This is a genomic window from Aeromonas sp. s12, assembly GCF_040907925.1.
GTDB classification, from domain to species: Bacteria; Pseudomonadota; Gammaproteobacteria; order Enterobacterales; family Aeromonadaceae; genus Aeromonas; species Aeromonas veronii.
In genome coordinates this window covers 15,108-31,541 of record NZ_JBFOCT010000025.1, presented here as the reverse complement: position 1 = coordinate 31,541, position 16,434 = coordinate 15,108, and the positions used below count along the sequence as shown (strand labels likewise).

Below are 16,434 nucleotides of genomic sequence, written 5' to 3'. Positions count from 1 at the left end.
GTTTTTATGCGATTCGATTCAAGGCAACCATCATGACTCCTGCCATCAACCTGCTGAAGAAGCTCAAGATCCCCCACAAGCTCTACCCCTACGAGTGCGAAGCCCACGACGATTTCGGCAAGCATGCCGCGACCCAGCTCGGGCTGCCGGAGGCGCAGGTGTTCAAGACCCTGGTCGCCCATCACGACAAGCAGGCGGTGGTGGCCATCGTTCCCTCATCCGGCATGTGCAGTCTGAAGCAGCTGGCCAAGGCGACTGGCCTCAAGAAGGTGGAGATGATGAAACCGGCGGAAGCGGAGAAGCTGACCGGTTACAAGGTGGGTGGCATCAGCCCGCTGGCCCAGAAGAAACTGCTGCCCACCGTGCTCGACGAGTCGGCGCTGCAGTTTGACGAGATCCTGGTGAGCGGCGGCAAGCGCGGTCTCTCGGTAGGGGTGGCGCCGCAGGATATGCTGACGTTGATGAAGTGGATCGCTGCTCCCATCGGCGAAGAGTAGTGCCGGGCACGGTGTGAACCTGCTCTCCGGGCCTGTGTTGGTCCGGAGGCGATGTGACCCGTGAGGATATCTGCCCGCATCCTCTTGTTTGTCGTGTTGCTTATCCTCGCACAGGCCGCGCCACGGTGGGGCACCCACGCTCAGGGCTACACTGAAAGTACCCCTTCAGCCAAGGCGCGGTTTATGTCACCCCTGCATCTGCTTGCTGCCGCTCTGCTCTGCATGTTGTCGCTGACCGGACAGGCGGCCACCCGGTTTACCCATATCAGCCCGGAGAGCGAGCGGGATCCGCGTACCACTTATGATCGGGAGCTGCTGCGGCTCGCCCTCGACAAGACCCGCGACCAGTTTGGCGACTATCTGCTGGAGCCTGCACCGCCCATGACCAAGGCGCGTGAGCGACTCAGCATGCAGCTCGACAGCTATCCCAACCTCTTTGTAATGGACAGCTACAGCAGCACCCGCGAGGATCTGGGGCTCGCCTATGTCCGTTTTCCCATCCATCTGGGGATCGTCAGCTACCGCATCTGTTTTGTCAGCCCGCAGCAAAAGGCGGCGGTGAGCAAAGTGACCGACCTCAAGGGGCTGCGCCAGTTTACCTTCGGTCAGGGCAAGGGGTGGCTGGATGTGGATATCCTGCGTTACGCCGGGATGGAGGTGGTGGAGGTTGAGGGGGACGAGAAGTTGTTCAAGATGGTGGCGCGGGGCCGCTTCGATCTCTTCTGCCGCGGGGTGAGCGAGCAGCTTACCCACAAGGAGATGACGGATCTGCTGGTGGATGACGCACTGTTGATCTACTACCCGCTGCCCCGGGTTTTCTACACCAATCCCAACAATCGCGAGGCGCTCAAGCGGGTCGAGCGGGGGTTGCAGCTGGCGTGGCAGGATGGCTCGCTACAGGCGCTGTGGCGCAAGAGCTTTGGCCCGGCCATCGCCTTTGCCAAGCTCTCCCAACGCCGGCTGTTGCGACTGGATAACCCCTTCCTCGACGGGATCAGCTTCGATTACCGCCCCTACTTCTACAATCCGCAGACCGATCGCTTCGGCGATTATTGAGGTGCCTGCCGCTGGCGGCAGAGGGCCAGCCAGGCTTCGGCGGTGCGCGACAGATAGCGCTCGCTCGGCCAGATCACCCCGAGTCGCCAGCTCAATTCGGGCTCCAGCGGCCGCAGCACCAGACCATCCGGGGTCAGCCGGTTGCAGACCGGCTCCGGCAAGAAGGCGACCCCCATGCCGCTGCGTACCATGGCGGTGAGAAAATCCCACTGGCTGCTGCGCGCCGCCACCTGCGGCACAAAGCCCGCTTCCTGACATGCCTGCTCCAGCCGTTCACTCAGGGTAAACGCCTGGGTATAGAGTAGGAAGGGCTCTTCCTGCAGAGACTCCAGCCGCAGCGGCGCCTCGCCATGCCAGCGGGGTTGCTCAGGCAGCACTACCCGGATCGGGTATTGATCCAGCTCCAGCGCGCTGAGGGCGCCCCCCTCTTTGGTCGGCAGCATGGTGATAGCGAGATCCAGCTCCCCCTCCAGCACCGCCTGTTCAATGCGGCGACCGCCGTACTCCACCAAGGTCAGTTCCACTTTGGGATAGCGGGTTCGGTAGGCGCGGATCAGATCCGCATAGACGTGACCCACCATGGGGGGAATGCCAAGGGTGAGGCGACCGTGTTGCAGGCTCTGCAGATCCGCCAGTTCGGCCTCCAGCTGCTGCATCTCCGCCAAGATGGTCTGGGCCCGGTTGAATAGCACCTGGCCGCTGTCGGTCAGGGTGAAGCGGCGCCCTTCCCGGTTGAGCAGGGGTTGGCCCAGCTCCTCTTCGATATTGCGGATCATCTTGCTGATGGTGGGCTGGGTGACGAACAGCTTTTCAGAGGCGCGGGTGAAGCTTTTTTCCCGCACCAGTTCGACAAAATAGCGCAGGGCGCGAATATCCATGGACTCTCTCGACTCGTGTTGGCGGGTGCGGGATGAAGTATGCCTATGCGGCATGAATTTGATAATTTTAATTCATTTCTGGCAGGTTTTGCTCAACTCTATACTGTGAGCCGGTTCACAGAAAGACGATGATCATGAAAGCCCTCTGCTTGCGCTGGTTACAGACTCCCTTCCAGATTGTGTTGCTGGCAGCCATCTGGCTGCTGGCCGATATCGCGGTTCGAACTCTCCATCTGCCGCTGCCCGCCAACCTCACCGGCATGTTGCTGCTGCTGGCCTGCATCCTGCTCGGAGTGGTTAAGGCCGAGTGGTTCAGCGCGGGTGCTCGCTGGCTGCTGGCCGAGATGCTGCTCTTCTTCGTGCCCGCCGTGGTGGCGGTGGTCAACTATCAGGAGCTGCTGCTGCAAGAGGGGTGGCGCATCATGGTGGTGCTGCTGGTGAGCACCACGCTGGTGCTCGGCACTACCGCGCTGGTGGTGGATCGGGTTTACCGCCTCGAACTGAAACTGGCCCGTCGGAGTCGCCGTCATGTCTGATACCCTGCTCGGGCTGATCTGCTTCGCCCTCACCCTGCTCTTCTACTACGCCAGCAAATGGCTCTATGGCAAAAAGCGCATTCTGCCGCTGATGCCCCTGCTGCTGGCGCCGACCCTGCTGGTGGCCGTGGTGCTGCTGTTCCACATCCCCTATCAGGATTACATGGCGGAATCCCACTGGCTGCTCTGGCTGCTGGGCCCCGCTACCGTCGCCTTCGCGGTGCCGGTCTACGAGAACCGCCAGCTCATACGTCGCCACTGGTTGTCGCTGTCGGTGGGGGTGGTCGCATCGGTCATCATGGCGGTGGGGAGTACTGTGCTGCTGGCCCGCTGGCTGGATCTCTCCGACATGCTGCAACGCAGTCTGGCGATGCGATCCATCACTACGCCGTTTGCGGTGGAGGCGACCCGCGCCATCGGCGGTCAGAGCGATCTCACTGCGCTGTTTGTGGTGCTGACCGGGGTGATTGGTATGGCGGTGGGGGAGAGCGTGCTCACCGTGCTGGCCATTCGCAGTCGCCTCGGCAAGGGGGCGGGCTTTGGCGCCTCGGCCCACGGCGCCGGCACTGCCAGGGCCTATCAGATGGGTAATGAGGAGGGAGTGGTCTCCAGCATGGTGATGATGATCGCCGGTATGGTGACCGTGCTGCTGGCGCCCCTGCTGGGCCGGATGTTCTGGTAGGCCTGGCTTCCCTTTAGAAGGCGGCTCGTCCCGGCGCTACACTCTAGTGAGCCTGTATTTCCGGGATGAGCAGTATGACCTTTCATCGCCTCGCTTCCTGCTTGCTGCTGTGCAGTCTTTCCCTCCTTGCCACTCCCCTACGGGCGAGCGACGTCATCACTCACATCAGCCCCGAGAGCGATCGGGACTTGCGTACCCTCTATTTTCGCGATCTGTTGCAGCTGGCGCTGGAGAAGACCCGCGATAGCTTCGGTGACTACGAGCTGCGGACCGCGCCGCCGATGAACCGTATCCGGATGCGACAGATTGTGCAGACTCAGCAATACCCCAATCTGTTTGTGGCCGACAGTCTGCGTCCGGCCGCAGAGAGCGGAGCGCTGGATTACGTCCGTTTTCCGGTGGAGTTGGGCATCCTCGGTTATCGCATCTGTTTTGTCAGTCCGCAGCAGGCCGACGCAGTGGCAAGGGTCAATACCCTGACCGAGCTGCAACAATTTCTGCACGGGCAGGGGCGTGGCTGGCAGGATGCGGAGATCCTGCGTCATGGGGGATTCAAGGTGCAGGAGATCGACGGTTACGAGCGGCTGTTCAAGCTGGTGGCTCGCGGTCGCATCGACCTCTTCTGCCGCGGTGCCAACGAGCTCTTTATCGAGCAGGAGCAGCACAGTGATCTGCCCGGCCTCACCGTGGATCGGCGAGTGGCGCTGCACTATCCCTTCCTCCACCTCTTCTACACCCACAAGGATAATCAGGCCGCCATCCGCCGCCTTTCGGTAGGGCTCAAGCTGGCGTGGCGGGATGGCTCGCTGCAACAGCTCTGGCTGCGCCACTTCAAACCTTCCCTCGATCAGGCGCAGCTCCCCAGACGCCTGTTGTTCGAGTTGGCCAATCCACGCCTTGATAAGGTGGATTTTGATTATCGGGCGTACCACTACAACCCCGTCGACGGGACGTTCGGGCCCGGGCTGCCTTGATCCTGATGGTGCTGTTACCGGATAAAGGGACGTCTCTGCCGATGTGCTAAATCATGCCAATAAGGCATGTTTTTTATTATTTAAATTCATTTTTTGAAGGTTGTTGCGCTGCATATACTGGTGGTCGCTTCATGGTTCAGGTTTGCCCTTGCACTGCTTCTGGTTTGCGCGAGTGGCTTGAATCGTCCTGCTGCGGCGTCTTGATGTTCTGCATGAAGGCGTCCATCACTGGGCCGGGATCGATCCCGGCAGGTATTACAGCTGACGGAGCCTTGTTATGTTTAATCCCCACTCTTGCGCCCTGATTGTCGAAGGGGGCGCGATGCGCGGCATCTTTGCCAGCGGCGTGCTCGATGCGTTTGTCGAAAGTCACCACTACCCGTTCGATTTCGTCATGGGCGTCTCGGCCGGTGCCACCAATCTGGTCTCTTATCTGAGCGAGCAGCCGCGCCGCAGCCACCACATCATCACCGAGCTGGCTTGCAGCTCCCGGTTTCTCGATCCCCTGCGTTTCGTCAAAGGGGGCGATCTGGTGGACATCGGCTGGCTATGGCAGGCCAGTCGCCATCGCTTCCCGCTCGATCTCGACACTTTCTGCGCCCGCGACATTCCCTTCTACGCGGTGGCGACCGATGTGGCGAGCGGCAAGGCCATCTATCTGCCGGTGCGGCCCGACAACATGGATGAGGTGCTGACCGCCACCTGCGCTCTGCCGGTGGTGCAGCACGATACCCCCTGCGTCGATGGTCGCCCCATGGCCGATGGCGGCATCAGCGACTCCATTCCGGTGATCGAGGCCTATCGGCGCGGGGCGCGGCGGATGACGGTGGTGCTCTCGGAACCCTGGGGCTATCGCAAGAAGCCGGCCCGTTTCTGCTGGATGGTCAAAGCCTTGCTGAAAACCCAGCCTGCGCTGGCGCAAGCCATGCTGGAGCGGGATCGCGCCTACAACCGGGCACTCGATTTCATCGCCAATCCCCCTGCCGATTGCGAGATCGAAGTGATCGCGCCACCGGCCGATTTCATGGTCTCCCGTTTTACCCAGGACCCGGTCAAGCTGGAGTCCGGCTATCTGCAGGGTTACTGGCAGGGGCGCCAGAGCCTGCTGCGGGCCCGTGGAGAGGTGCGGGCGGTGGCCTGACTGGTTTGCCGGGTGCTGAATATAGAAAGGGGAACCTCGCGGTTCCCCTTTTGCATGCTTGTGCGGCAGTCGCTGATTACAGCATCTGTTTGAGGCGATAGAGCAGATCCAGCGCCTGCCGCGGGGTGAGCTCGTCCGGGCGCACCGCTTCCAGCTCATCGACTACCGGATGGCTCTGGGGTGCTATGGCCACCGGGGCAGGGCGGGTTTCACCGGCGGCCACCGGGGTGGCGCTCTCCAGCTCGTACAGTTTGTGACGGGCCTGCTGGATCACCGATTTCGGCACCCCTGCCAACGCTGCCACTTGCAGACCGTAAGAGCGGCTGGCCGCCCCCTCCTGTACCGCGTGCATAAAGGCGATGGTGTCGCCGTGCTCCACCGCATCCAGGTGGACGTTGGCCAGCCCGCTCATCAGCTCGGGCAGGCGGGTCAGCTCGAAGTAGTGGGTAGCGAACAGGGTGTAGGCGCCAATCTTGCTCGCCAGCTGTTCGGCACAGGCCCACGCCAGCGAGAGGCCGTCGTAGGTGCTGGTGCCGCGGCCAATTTCGTCCATCAGCACCAGACTGCGGGCGGTGGCGTTGTTGAGGATGTTGGCGGTCTCGGTCATCTCCACCATAAAGGTGGAGCGGCCGGAGGCGAGATCGTCCGATGCCCCGATGCGGGTGAAGATGCGGTCGATGGGGCCGATGCGGGCGCTGTCGGCCGGCACGAAGGCGCCGATATGGGCCAGTAGCACGATCAGCGCGGTCTGGCGCATGTAGGTCGATTTACCGCCCATGTTGGGACCCGTGATGATCAGCATCCGCCGCTCCCGCTCCAGCCGGATGGGGTTGGCGATAAAGGGATCTGTCATTACCTGCTCAACCACAGGATGGCGGCCCGCTTCGATCAGGATCTGATCCTCATCGATGAGGGTCGGGCAGCGGTAGTCGAGGGTCTCGGCCCGCTCGGCCAGATTGGCCAGCACGTCCAGCTCCGCCAGTGCGGCGGCGGAATCCTGCAGATCGCCCAGATGCGGCAGCAGGGCATCGAGCAGCTCTTCGTAGAGCCGTTTCTCCAGCGCCAGCGCCTGGGACTGGGCGGTGAGTACCTTGTCCTCGTATTTCTTCAGCTCATCGATGATGTAGCGTTCGTTGTTCTTGAGGGTCTGGCGGCGGATGTAGTGGGCCGGCACCAGATGGCTGTTGGCGCGGCTCACCTCTATATAGAAGCCGTGCACCTTGTTGTAACCCACCTTGAGGGTGTTGATGCCGGTCAGCAGTTTTTCCCGCTCTTCGATGCGGGCGAGGCTGGCGGTGGCACCGTTGGCCAGATCCCGCAGCTCGTCCAGCTCCTGATTGAAGCCGTCACGGATGACGCCACCATCGCGGATCAGCACCGGCGGCACCTCCATCACCGCGCGCTCCAGCAGGTCGAGCAGCTCGGGGAAGGTGCTGGCCCGCTCGGCCAGCTGTTGCACCGCTTCGTGCTCGTTGTCCGCCAGCAGGCGCTGTAGCTCGGGCAACTGGGCGAAGGCCTGACGCAGGCGGGTGAGGTCGCGCGGACGGGCCGAGCGCAGGGCGAGACGGGCCAGCACTCGCTCCACATCCCCCACCTGACGCAGCAGGCTGCCCAGTTCATCGTAGAGGTTCTGCTCAATGAGCTCCTTGATGGTGCTCTGGCGACCTTTCAGGATCACCCGATCGCGGATCGGCTGGTGGATCCAGCGCTTGAGCAGGCGGCTGCCCATGGGAGTGGCGGTGCGATCCAGCACCTCGGCCAGGGTATTTTCATAGCCACCGGCCAGATTCTGGGTCAGCTCCAGATTGCGGCGGGTGGCGGCATCCATGATGACCGCGTGATCCGGCTGCTCGAGGCGCACGTTGCGGATGTGAGGCAGGGCGGTGCGCTGGGTGTCCTTGACGTACTGCATCAGGCAGCCAGCGGCGCACAGGGCGGTCTCGCTCTTGTCGACGCCAAAGCCTACCAGATCCTGGGTGCCGAACTGTTGGCAGAGCAGCTTGCGGGCGGTGCCCAGCTCAAATTCCCACTCCGGGCGGCGACGCAGGCCGCGGCGGCCCTCGATGTGGTGCAGGAACTCGAAGGATTCGGGATAGAGCAGTTCGGCCGGATTGGTGCGCTGCAGCTCCGCCAGCAGGGTCTCTTCCTTCTCGAACTGGTTGATAAAAAAGCGGCCGGAGCCGATGTCCATGGTGCCATAGCCGAAGCGGCGGCCATCGTGGTAGACGGCGGCGATCAGGTTGTCCTGCCGCTCGCTGAGCAGCGCCTCGTCGGAGACGGTACCCGGGGTGATGATGCGAATGACCTTGCGCTCCACTGGCCCCTTGCTGGTGGCGGGATCCCCCACCTGTTCGCAGATGGCGGCCGACTCGCCGAGCTGTACCAGCTTGGCCAGATAACCCTCGATGGCGTGATAGGGAACACCCGCCATCGGGATGGGGCTGCCGGCCGACTGGCCGCGCTTGGTCAGGGAGATATCGAGCAGCTGGGAGGCCTTGCGGGCATCGTCATAGAACAGCTCGTAGAAGTCGCCCATCCGGTAGAACAGCAGGATCTCCGGGTTCTCGGCCTTGAGGCCAAGGTATTGCTGCATCATGGGCGTGTGGGCGCTCAGATTTGCGCCGGGAGCGGAGCTTGTGGCGCCGCTGGCTTGGTGTTGTGCGGTCATGTTCTGTTCCAGAAGGGGCCTCTGCGGGCCAGTGTCTGCGGTGATGAGCCTTGAGCTTGATGACGCCATTCTACACATAAGCGCCACGGCGGGGGAGCGGGTGTTCCGGGCGCGGTTGTTCTGCACTATTGAAGGCATGACACCGGTGCGGCACCTCACATTGCGGCAGGCAAGGGCGGTCTGCCGTGGTTGCGGGCGGTGGTAGCGGGATCGCATAATGTGCCTCTTGAGCGGATCAGAAGGAGTCGTGATGAAACTGGATGCAGAGATAGAGCACCTTGCCATCGAGCTGGGACGGGCCCTTGGCCAGCGGGGCTGGCTGGCGGCGACCGCCGAATCCTGTACCGGCGGCGGGGTGGCCAGCGCCATCACCGACATCGCGGGCAGCTCCGGCTGGTTCGATCGCGGTTTTGTCACCTACACCAACGAGGCCAAGCAGCAGATGTTGGGGGTGAGCAGCGATAGCCTTGAACAGCACGGTGCAGTGAGCGAAGCCGTGGTGCTGGAGATGGCCCGCGGCGCGCTGGCGCACTCGTCTGCCTCCATCAGCGTTGCTATCAGTGGCATCGCCGGCCCCGGCGGCGCCACCGAAGGCAAGCCGGTCGGCACCGTCTGGTTCGCCTGGGCCGACCGCAATGGCCATCACCACTCCCTGCTGGCCCGCTTCGATGGGGATCGCCGACAGGTGCGCCAGCAGGCGGTGAGACAGGCCTTGTCGGGTCTGTTGGCGCTGCTCAGATAAATTGGGCTTGATACTGTATGAATAGACAGTATACTTAGCCCAACTTCACTTCTTACTCACGATTTCCAGCGGAGATTGGCATGGATCAGAACAAACAGAAGGCACTGGCGGCTGCGCTGGGTCAGATTGAAAAGCAGTTCGGCAAAGGTTCCATCATGCGTCTGGGCGACAGCAAGACCATGGATATCGAAGCCATCTCTACCGGTTCCCTCTCGCTGGACGTAGCGCTTGGCATTGGCGGTCTGCCGTGTGGCCGTATCGTCGAAATCTACGGCCCGGAATCTTCCGGTAAAACTACCCTCACCCTGCAGGTGATCGCCGAAGCCCAGAAGAAGGGCAAGACCTGTGCCTTCGTCGATGCAGAACACGCCCTCGACCCTATCTACGCTGCCAAGCTGGGCGTCAACGTCGACGACCTGCTTATCTCCCAGCCGGATACTGGCGAACAGGCGCTGGAGATCTGCGACATGCTGGTTCGCTCCAACGCCGTTGACGTCATCATCGTCGACTCCGTGGCGGCCCTGACGCCGAAAGCGGAAATCGAAGGGGAGATGGGTGACTCCCACGTTGGTCTGCAGGCCCGTCTGATGTCCCAGGCGCTGCGCAAGCTGACTGCCAACATCAAGAACGCCAACTGCCTGTGCATCTTCATCAACCAGATCCGGATGAAGATCGGCGTCATGTTCGGTAGCCCGGAGACCACCACCGGTGGTAACGCGCTCAAGTTCTACGCCTCCGTGCGTCTGGATATCCGTCGTATCGGCGCCATCAAGGAAGGTGATGAAGTGGTCGGTAACGAGACCCGCGTCAAAGTGGTCAAGAACAAGGTGGCCCCGCCCTTCAAGCAGGCCGAATTCCAGATCTTCTACGGTGCCGGTATCTCCAAAGAGGGTGAGCTGGTGGATCTCGGCGTCAAGCACAAGCTGATCGACAAGGCCGGAGCCTGGTACAGCTACAACGGTGAGAAGATCGGTCAGGGCAAGGCCAACGTCATGAAGTTGTTCGCCGAGAACAAGGTGATGGCTGGCGAAGTGGAAGCCCGCCTGCGCGAGCTGCTGCTCTCCGGTGCCGTGCCAGTCGATGACAAGGCTGCTCCGGTTGAGGCAGACGAGTTCGATGCCGAAAGCGAACAAGAGTTCGAGTAAGGAACAAAGGAAGGCCGGGTAGATACCCGGCCTTGTTATTTATGGTTGATGAATCCGTTACCGAACCGGTCGAGCCTGCCGAACCGACCTTTGCAGAGCAGCTTACCGCCGCCCGCGCCTTTGCCATGCGCAGTCTGGCCCGCCGCGAGAGTGCCGAGTCGGAGCTGGCCAACCGGCTGCGCCAGCAGGGTTTCAATGAAGAGGTGATCGAGGCGGTGGTCGACTACTGCCGCGGTTACAACTGGGTCAATGACGAACGTTACGGCGGTATGGCTGTACGTGCCGGAGCCGCCAAGGGCCATGGCCCCATCAAGATCCGCTTCGATCTGCGCCGCAAGGGGCTCGACGATATGCAGATTGATGCCGCCTTCGATCAGCCGGAGCTGGACTGGTTCGAACTGGCGTTTGCCTTGCTCGAACGGCGCGCCAGAGTGGCCGATCTGGCGGATTTCAAGCTGCGAATGAAGTGGCTCAAATATCTGCTGGGGCGCGGCTTTACCCAGGATCAGGCCCGTTACGCCATCTCGGCCTTTCAGGAGCGGGAGGAGTAACGCCACTGCGTGGCAAACATCGTTTCACCTCTCCTTGTGGCAGGTTTTTCCTGCCCGTTCAGTAGCTTGCGCGCATAATCCCGAAAAAGCGGCCTTTTGTTCATCTCATCCCTCTTTATGCGCTGCGTTTTTGCCTCTCGACAGTGAAAAAAGCCACTGTGGGTGGTGCCGCTCTTTTCTGGCCCGTTTATGTGCGCTTTTTCGCCCGTGGCGGCCCTGTCCGTTTTACTTTACCCCGCAGAAAACTTACATTAATGCGGTTAAAAGTCCGTATTCGAATCAAGCAGGATTTTCCATGTATATGTCCACGTCAGAGATTCGCGCTGCGTTTCTCGAGTATTTCCGTTCCCAGGGGCACCAGGTTGTCTCCTCCAGCTCGCTGGTACCGCATAACGACCCGACCCTGTTGTTTACCAACGCGGGTATGAACCAGTTCAAGGACGTGTTCCTTGGCGCAGACAAGCGTGCCTACAATCGCGCGACGACTTCCCAGCGTTGCGTGCGTGCCGGTGGTAAGCACAACGATCTGGAAAACGTCGGCTATACCGCTCGTCACCACACCTTCTTCGAAATGCTGGGCAACTTCAGCTTCGGTGACTACTTCAAACAGGATGCCATCAAGTTTGCATGGGGTTTCCTGACCGAGGTGCTGCAGCTGCCGAAAGATCGCCTGCTGGTGACCGTCTACGCGACTGACGATGAAGCTTTCGACATCTGGGAAAAAGAGGTCGGTGTCCCGGCCGATCGCATCGTGCGCATCGGTGACAACAAGGGTGCCCCTTACGCTTCCGACAACTTCTGGGCGATGGGCGATACCGGCCCGTGTGGTCCCTGCACCGAGATCTTCTATGACCACGGCGATCACATCTGGGGCGGCCGTCCCGGCTCACCGGAAGAGGATGGCGACCGTTTCATCGAGATCTGGAACGTGGTGTTCATGCAGTTCAACCGTCAGGCTGACGGCACCATGGAGCCGCTGCCGCGTCCGTCCGTGGATACCGGCATGGGGCTGGAGCGTATCTCCGCCATCATGCAGGGTGTCCACTCCAACTACGAAATCGACATCTTCCAGGCGCTGATCAAGAAAGCGGCCGAGATTGTCGGCACCACCGATCTGAGCAACCAGTCCCTGCGCGTCATCGCTGACCACATCCGCTCCTGCGCCTTCCTGGTGGCAGATGGCGTGATGCCGTCCAACGAAGGCCGTGGCTATGTGCTGCGCCGCATCATCCGCCGCGCCGTGCGTCACGGTCGCAAGCTGGGCGCTACCGATGTCTTCTTCTACAAACTGGCTGCCGAGCTTGCAGAGCAGATGAAGGATGTCGCTGCCGAGCTGATCGCCCAGCTGCCGCTGGTCGAGCGCGTGCTGCGCATCGAAGAGGAGCAGTTTGTCCGCACCCTGGATCGCGGTCTGCTGCTGCTGGAAGACGCTCTGGCCAACCTGGGTGATGCCAAGGTTATTCCGGGCGAGGTGGTGTTCAAGCTCTATGACACTTACGGCTTCCCGGCCGACCTGACTGCCGACGTGGTGCGCGAGCGCGAGATCGGCATCGATGAAGAGGGCTTCAAGGCCGAGATGGAGAAGCAGCGTGCTCGCGCCAAAGAGGCCTCCAGCTTCGGTGTGAACTACAACGAAATGCTCAAGCTCGACTTCGAGACCCCCTTCACCGGTTACAAGACCCTCACCGAGCGCACTCGCGTGGTCGGTATCTACAAGGGTGTGGAAGAGGTGAGCGGTCTTATCGCCGGTGACGAAGCGGTCATCGTGCTGGAGGAGACCCCCTTCTACGCCGAGTCCGGCGGCCAGATTGGCGACAGCGGTACCCTGAAAGTGGACGACGGCATCTTTGCCGTGACCGACACCCTGAAAGCGGGCAAGGCGATCATCCACAAGGGCTACATGGAGCTGGGCACTCTGGAGAAGGGCGCCGAAGTGGAAGCCGTGGTTGATGGCGATCGTCGTCAGGCCATCGCCCTGAACCACTCCGTGACTCACCTGCTGCACGCTGCCCTGCGTCAGGCACTGGGCGAGCATGTTACCCAGAAAGGTTCTCTGGTTGGGGCCGAGCGCATGCGCTTTGACTTCTCCCACTTCGAGGGGCTGACCATGGCGACCATTCGCCGGGTCGAGGAGCTGGTCAACAACCAGATCCGCGCTAACCACGAAATCACCACCCAGTTGATGGATCTGGAAGCAGCCAAGTCCGCCGGTGCCATGGCGCTGTTTGGTGAGAAATATGAAGACGACGTGCGTGTGGTGCGCATGGGCGACTACTCCACCGAACTGTGCGGCGGTACTCACGCCAAGCGCACCGGTGATATCGGCTTCTTCAAGATCATCGCCGAGAGCGGTATCGCAGCTGGCGTGCGCCGTATCGAAGCGGTGACCGGCAAAGCGGCCATCGACTTCATGCATCAGGTTGGCGAGCAGATCGAAGAGGCTGCCGCACTGGTGAAAGGTGATCAGTTCTGCATCGCCGACAAGGTTCGCCAGATGCTGGACAAGGCCAAGATGATGGAGCGCGAGCTGGAGCAGCTCAAGGCCAAGCTGGCCGCTCAGGCGGGTAACGATCTGCTGGGTCAGGTGATCGAGATCAACGGTCAGAAGGTGCTGGTTGCAGCGCTGGAAGGGGCCGATCCGAAATCCCTGCGCGGCATGCTGGACGAGCTGAAGAACCAGATGAAGTCCGGTGTTGTGCTGCTGGCCACCTGTGCCGACGGCAAGGTCAACCTGATCGCGGGCGTCACCAACGACCTGACCGGCAAGGTCAAGGCCGGTGAGCTGGTCAATCTGGTTGCCCAGCAGGTGGGTGGCAAGGGCGGTGGCCGTCCGGACATGGCACAGGCGGGTGGTACCCAGCCTGAGGCGGTGCCGGCAGCACTGCAATCCGTTCACTCCTGGCTGGAAGAGCGCCTGTAATCGGGCGAGGTGATCTGTGGCACTCTATGTACAGAAGTACGGCGGCACCTCGGTCGGCACACTGGAGCGGATCGAGGCGGTAGCTGAGCGGGTCGAGCAGACCCGCGCCCAGGGACACGACGTGGTGGTGGTTGTCTCCGCCATGTCGGGCGAAACCAACCGGCTGCTGGGCATGGCCCAGCAGCTGGATCCTGATGCCAACCGGCGGGAGATGGATGTACTGGTCTCCACCGGTGAGCAGGTCACCATAGCGCTGCTGGCGATCGCGTTGAACAAACGCGGTTGCCCGGCGGTCTCAATGACCGGTGATCAGGTACGGATTCACACCGATTCCGCCTATGGCAAGGCGCGCATCACCCACATCGACACCGAGCTGGTTCATGCCGAACTGGCTGCGGGCAAGGTGGTGGTGATCGCCGGTTTCCAGGGCCGTGACGAGCATAACGCCATCACGACGCTGGGCCGCGGCGGTTCGGATACCACGGCGGTTGCCGTGGCGGCGGCCATCAAGGCCGATGAGTGCCAGATCTTTACTGATGTGGATGGGGTATACACCACGGATCCGCGCATCGAGCCCAAGGCGCGTCGTCTCGACACCATCACCTTCGAGGAGATGCTGGAGATGGCCAGTCTCGGCGCCAAGGTGCTGCAGATCCGCTCGGTGGAGTTTGCGGGCAAGTACCGCGTCCCGCTGCGGGTGCTGTCGAGCTTTATCGATGGAGAGGGAACCTTAATCACATATGGAGGTGATAGGATGGAAGCTCCCCTGGTATCCGGGATCGCTTTTAACCGCAACGAGGCCAGCCTGACCATTCTGGGCGTGCCGGACAGACCAACCGTTGCCGCGCAGATCCTGAATCCGATCAGCGACGCCAACATTGATGTCGACATGATTGTGCAGAACACCCTGGGAGATGGCACCGCCGACTTCACCTTCACGGTGAATCGTGACGACTATCGCCGTGCCCGGGCACTGCTGGAGGAGACCGCCACCGAACTTGGCGCCTCCTGCGTGCAGGGAAATGGCGAAATTGCCAAGGTCTCCATTGTCGGTGTCGGCATGTGGAACCATCCCGGTGTTGCGCGCACCATGTTCAAGGTATTGGGCGAGGAGGGGATCAACATGCAGTTGATCTCGACCTCTGAAATCAAAATCTCTGTGGTGATTGACGAGAAGTATCTGGAGCTGGCGGTGCGAGCCCTGCACGCGGCTTTCGGGTTGGATCAGGCACCGCAAGAGCAGCCCTTGGGCTAACAATCTCTGATTGATTTAGTTTCAACCATTTACCATATCGGTATCTTTGTTAGATAATGTCGCATATCGATATAAAAACAAAACAGGATACAGGAGCAAGCGAATGCTTATTTTGACTCGTCGTGTTGGGGAAACCCTGATGATTGGTGATGAAGTGACTGTCACCGTACTGGGCGTTAAAGGCAACCAGGTCCGTATCGGTGTTAACGCGCCGAAAGAGGTCTCCGTACACCGCGAAGAGATCTACCAGCGCATCCAGGCCGAGAAAGTTCCGGGCCAACCGGGCTTCTAAGCCACTTTCATGGCTGTGACAAGGCGACACCTCATGTGTCGCCTTTTGTTTTTCCGGCCCCCTGAAATCGCCCTGCAGGGCGCGAAACTGCGGGATAAGTGCCGATATTGTTTGAATATTCCACGCTTTGACCAAATGCTGAGCGAACGCACTTTTTTCTCCAAAAAAGTGTTTGACTAAAAATCCCTGTGAAGTATTATCAGCCCCGCAAACGGAGAGGTGGCCGAGAGGCTGAAGGCGCTCCCCTGCTAAGGGAGTATGCGGCTTATACCCGCATCGGGGGTTCGAATCCCCCCTTCTCCGCCATTTGCGCCCGTAGCTCAGCTGGATAGAGTACCTGGCTACGAACCAGGTGGTCAGAGGTTCGAATCCTCTCGGGCGCACCATATTACGACTCAAGCAAGAGTCATGTGTTGACCATCAGCAAGTCGACACTTTGGAAAAGGCTTACTGATAAGTAAGCTTTTTTTATCGTTTTAAAACAGGGCGCCCGTAGCTCAGCTGGATAGAGTACCTGGCTACGAACCAGGTGGTCAGAGGTTCGAATCCTCTCGGGCGCACCATTTAAAACGACACAACGATTTATGAGCGCCCGTAGCTCAGCTGGATAGAGTACCTGGCTACGAACCAGGTGGTCAGAGGTTCGAATCCTCTCGGGCGCACCATTTTTCAAGCAGTACACAAAAGTTTGTGAGCGCCCGTAGCTCAGCTGGATAGAGTACCTGGCTACGAACCAGGTGGTCAGAGGTTCGAATCCTCTCGGGCGCACCATATTTCAAGCAGTACCAAAAGTTTATGAGCGCCCGTAGCTCAGCTGGATAGAGTACCTGGCTACGAACCAGGTGGTCAGAGGTTCGAATCCTCTCGGGCGCACCATATAGACAGCCTCGACTTCGGTCGGGGCTGTTTTTTTATGGGCGATATTTAGCTTTTTGGTGCGGATCCCCGTGCGCTGTTGCGGGTAGATCGCCCGTTTACCTGGCTGTTCTTGTCCTTATTTCTTCCCCTTTCTGTGATTGCGCACAGTTCTTCTGATCGTTGCCCCGCCTCACCACCCTTTGCCTCATCTATAGGCGCCCTGTATGCCTGCTGTTGCA

14 protein-coding genes and 6 tRNA genes are annotated in these 16,434 nt (G+C 60.7%); 18 read left to right on the top strand and 2 right to left on the bottom strand.

The window, feature by feature from the left end; all coding sequences use genetic code 11:
• Nucleotides 1-32: 32 nt before the first annotated feature.
• Together ybaK and AB5Y67_RS12710 are read left to right on the top strand one after the other, a co-directional pair.
• Nucleotides 33-497 (top strand): Cys-tRNA(Pro) deacylase, encoded by a 465-nt coding sequence (ybaK, locus tag AB5Y67_RS12715; RefSeq protein ID WP_005336092.1) that lies wholly within the window; start codon nt 33-35, stop codon nt 495-497.
• 183 nt (nt 498-680) lie between these two features.
• Entirely contained in the window at nt 681-1,553 is an 873-nt protein-coding gene (locus AB5Y67_RS12710) for a hypothetical protein (protein WP_325794080.1), read from the top strand.
• Here AB5Y67_RS12710 and AB5Y67_RS12705 read toward each other — a convergent pair.
• Complete coding sequence (locus tag AB5Y67_RS12705) at nt 1,547-2,431, bottom strand: LysR substrate-binding domain-containing protein (RefSeq protein WP_325794078.1); 885 nt, start codon at nt 2,429-2,431, stop codon at nt 1,547-1,549. The genes AB5Y67_RS12710 and AB5Y67_RS12705 overlap by 7 nt on opposite strands.
• A 134-nt stretch (nt 2,432-2,565) precedes the next feature.
• Between AB5Y67_RS12705 and AB5Y67_RS12700 the strand changes: the two genes are divergently transcribed.
• The 4 genes from AB5Y67_RS12700 (at nt 2,566) to AB5Y67_RS12685 (ending at nt 5,764) form a co-directional block, all read left to right on the top strand.
• On the top strand, nt 2,566-2,967 hold the full coding sequence (locus AB5Y67_RS12700; RefSeq protein ID WP_252656666.1) for a CidA/LrgA family protein: 402 nt from the start codon (nt 2,566-2,568) through the stop codon (nt 2,965-2,967).
• The gene (locus AB5Y67_RS12695; protein WP_005341581.1) at nt 2,960-3,649 is read left to right on the top strand and encodes an LrgB family protein; all 690 of its coding nucleotides are present in this window, start codon (nt 2,960-2,962) and stop codon (nt 3,647-3,649) included. Before AB5Y67_RS12700 ends, AB5Y67_RS12695 begins: the two co-directional genes overlap by 8 nt.
• Nucleotides 3,650-3,723: 74 nt before the next feature.
• Nucleotides 3,724-4,623 (top strand): hypothetical protein, encoded by a 900-nt coding sequence (locus tag AB5Y67_RS12690; RefSeq protein ID WP_139400430.1) that lies wholly within the window; start codon nt 3,724-3,726, stop codon nt 4,621-4,623.
• A gap of 277 nt (nt 4,624-4,900) precedes the next feature.
• On the top strand, nt 4,901-5,764 hold the full coding sequence (locus tag AB5Y67_RS12685; protein ID WP_201905187.1) for a patatin family protein: 864 nt from the start codon (nt 4,901-4,903) through the stop codon (nt 5,762-5,764).
• 76 nt (nt 5,765-5,840) lie between these two features.
• Here AB5Y67_RS12685 and mutS read toward each other — a convergent pair whose 3' ends face one another.
• Nucleotides 5,841-8,360, bottom strand: coding sequence for a DNA mismatch repair protein MutS (gene mutS / locus AB5Y67_RS12680; protein ID WP_325794098.1), 2,520 nt, complete (start codon nt 8,358-8,360; stop codon nt 5,841-5,843).
• 322 nt (nt 8,361-8,682) lie between these two features.
• Between mutS and pncC the strand changes: the two genes are divergently transcribed.
• From pncC to AB5Y67_RS12620, 12 genes are all read left to right on the top strand, one after another.
• Nucleotides 8,683-9,174, top strand: coding sequence for a nicotinamide-nucleotide amidase (pncC, locus tag AB5Y67_RS12675; protein WP_325794077.1), 492 nt, complete (start codon nt 8,683-8,685; stop codon nt 9,172-9,174).
• Nucleotides 9,175-9,254: 80 nt separating this feature from the next.
• Nucleotides 9,255-10,319: a recombinase RecA gene (gene recA, locus AB5Y67_RS12670; RefSeq protein WP_005348744.1), complete on the top strand. Its 1,065-nt coding sequence runs from the start codon at nt 9,255-9,257 to the stop codon at nt 10,317-10,319.
• Nucleotides 10,320-10,360: 41 nt separating this feature from the next.
• A complete protein-coding gene (locus AB5Y67_RS12665) occupies nt 10,361-10,870 on the top strand; it encodes a regulatory protein RecX (RefSeq protein ID WP_150390186.1) in 510 nt (169 codons plus the stop codon).
• Nucleotides 10,871-11,165: 295 nt separating this feature from the next.
• Complete coding sequence (gene alaS, locus AB5Y67_RS12660) at nt 11,166-13,790, top strand: alanine--tRNA ligase (RefSeq protein WP_199428120.1); 2,625 nt, start codon at nt 11,166-11,168, stop codon at nt 13,788-13,790.
• Between the two features lie 16 nt (nt 13,791-13,806).
• Nucleotides 13,807-15,045: an aspartate kinase gene (locus AB5Y67_RS12655; RefSeq protein ID WP_005336054.1), complete on the top strand. Its 1,239-nt coding sequence runs from the start codon at nt 13,807-13,809 to the stop codon at nt 15,043-15,045.
• Nucleotides 15,046-15,148: 103 nt separating this feature from the next.
• Complete coding sequence (gene csrA, locus AB5Y67_RS12650; protein WP_005336053.1) at nt 15,149-15,337, top strand: carbon storage regulator CsrA; 189 nt, start codon at nt 15,149-15,151, stop codon at nt 15,335-15,337.
• Nucleotides 15,338-15,550: 213 nt separating this feature from the next.
• Nucleotides 15,551-15,643: transfer RNA gene (locus tag AB5Y67_RS12645), tRNA-Ser, on the top strand.
• Nucleotides 15,644-15,646: 3 nt separating this feature from the next.
• Nucleotides 15,647-15,723 (top strand) — tRNA-Arg (locus tag AB5Y67_RS12640).
• Nucleotides 15,724-15,823: 100 nt separating this feature from the next.
• Nucleotides 15,824-15,900 (top strand) — tRNA-Arg (locus AB5Y67_RS12635).
• Nucleotides 15,901-15,925: 25 nt separating this feature from the next.
• Nucleotides 15,926-16,002 (top strand) — tRNA-Arg (locus tag AB5Y67_RS12630).
• 29 nt (nt 16,003-16,031) lie between these two features.
• Nucleotides 16,032-16,108, top strand: a tRNA-Arg gene (locus AB5Y67_RS12625).
• Nucleotides 16,109-16,136: 28 nt separating this feature from the next.
• Nucleotides 16,137-16,213, top strand: a tRNA-Arg gene (locus tag AB5Y67_RS12620).
• The last annotated feature ends 221 nt before the right edge of the window (nt 16,214-16,434 follow it).

Excerpts from the sequence above, each read along its gene's own strand:
- AB5Y67_RS12700 (WP_252656666.1), top strand. The coding sequence starts at position 2,566 with ATGAAAGCCCTCTGCTTGCGCTGGTTACAGACTCCCTTCCAGATTGTG.
- pncC (WP_325794077.1), top strand. The coding sequence starts at position 8,683 with ATGAAACTGGATGCAGAGATAGAGCACCTTGCCATCGAGCTGGGACGG.
- AB5Y67_RS12685 (WP_201905187.1), top strand. The coding sequence starts at position 4,901 with ATGTTTAATCCCCACTCTTGCGCCCTGATTGTCGAAGGGGGCGCGATG.
- alaS (WP_199428120.1), top strand. The coding sequence starts at position 11,166 with ATGTATATGTCCACGTCAGAGATTCGCGCTGCGTTTCTCGAGTATTTC.
- AB5Y67_RS12710 (WP_325794080.1), top strand. The coding sequence starts at position 681 with ATGTCACCCCTGCATCTGCTTGCTGCCGCTCTGCTCTGCATGTTGTCG.
- csrA (WP_005336053.1), top strand. The coding sequence starts at position 15,149 with ATGCTTATTTTGACTCGTCGTGTTGGGGAAACCCTGATGATTGGTGAT.
- recA (WP_005348744.1), top strand. The coding sequence starts at position 9,255 with ATGGATCAGAACAAACAGAAGGCACTGGCGGCTGCGCTGGGTCAGATT.
- AB5Y67_RS12695 (WP_005341581.1), top strand. The coding sequence starts at position 2,960 with ATGTCTGATACCCTGCTCGGGCTGATCTGCTTCGCCCTCACCCTGCTC.
- AB5Y67_RS12665 (WP_150390186.1), top strand. The coding sequence starts at position 10,361 with ATGGTTGATGAATCCGTTACCGAACCGGTCGAGCCTGCCGAACCGACC.
- mutS (WP_325794098.1), bottom strand. The coding sequence starts at position 8,360 with ATGATGCAGCAATACCTTGGCCTCAAGGCCGAGAACCCGGAGATCCTG.
- AB5Y67_RS12705 (WP_325794078.1), bottom strand. The coding sequence starts at position 2,431 with ATGGATATTCGCGCCCTGCGCTATTTTGTCGAACTGGTGCGGGAAAAA.
- ybaK (WP_005336092.1), top strand. The coding sequence starts at position 33 with ATGACTCCTGCCATCAACCTGCTGAAGAAGCTCAAGATCCCCCACAAG.
- AB5Y67_RS12690 (WP_139400430.1), top strand. The coding sequence starts at position 3,724 with ATGACCTTTCATCGCCTCGCTTCCTGCTTGCTGCTGTGCAGTCTTTCC.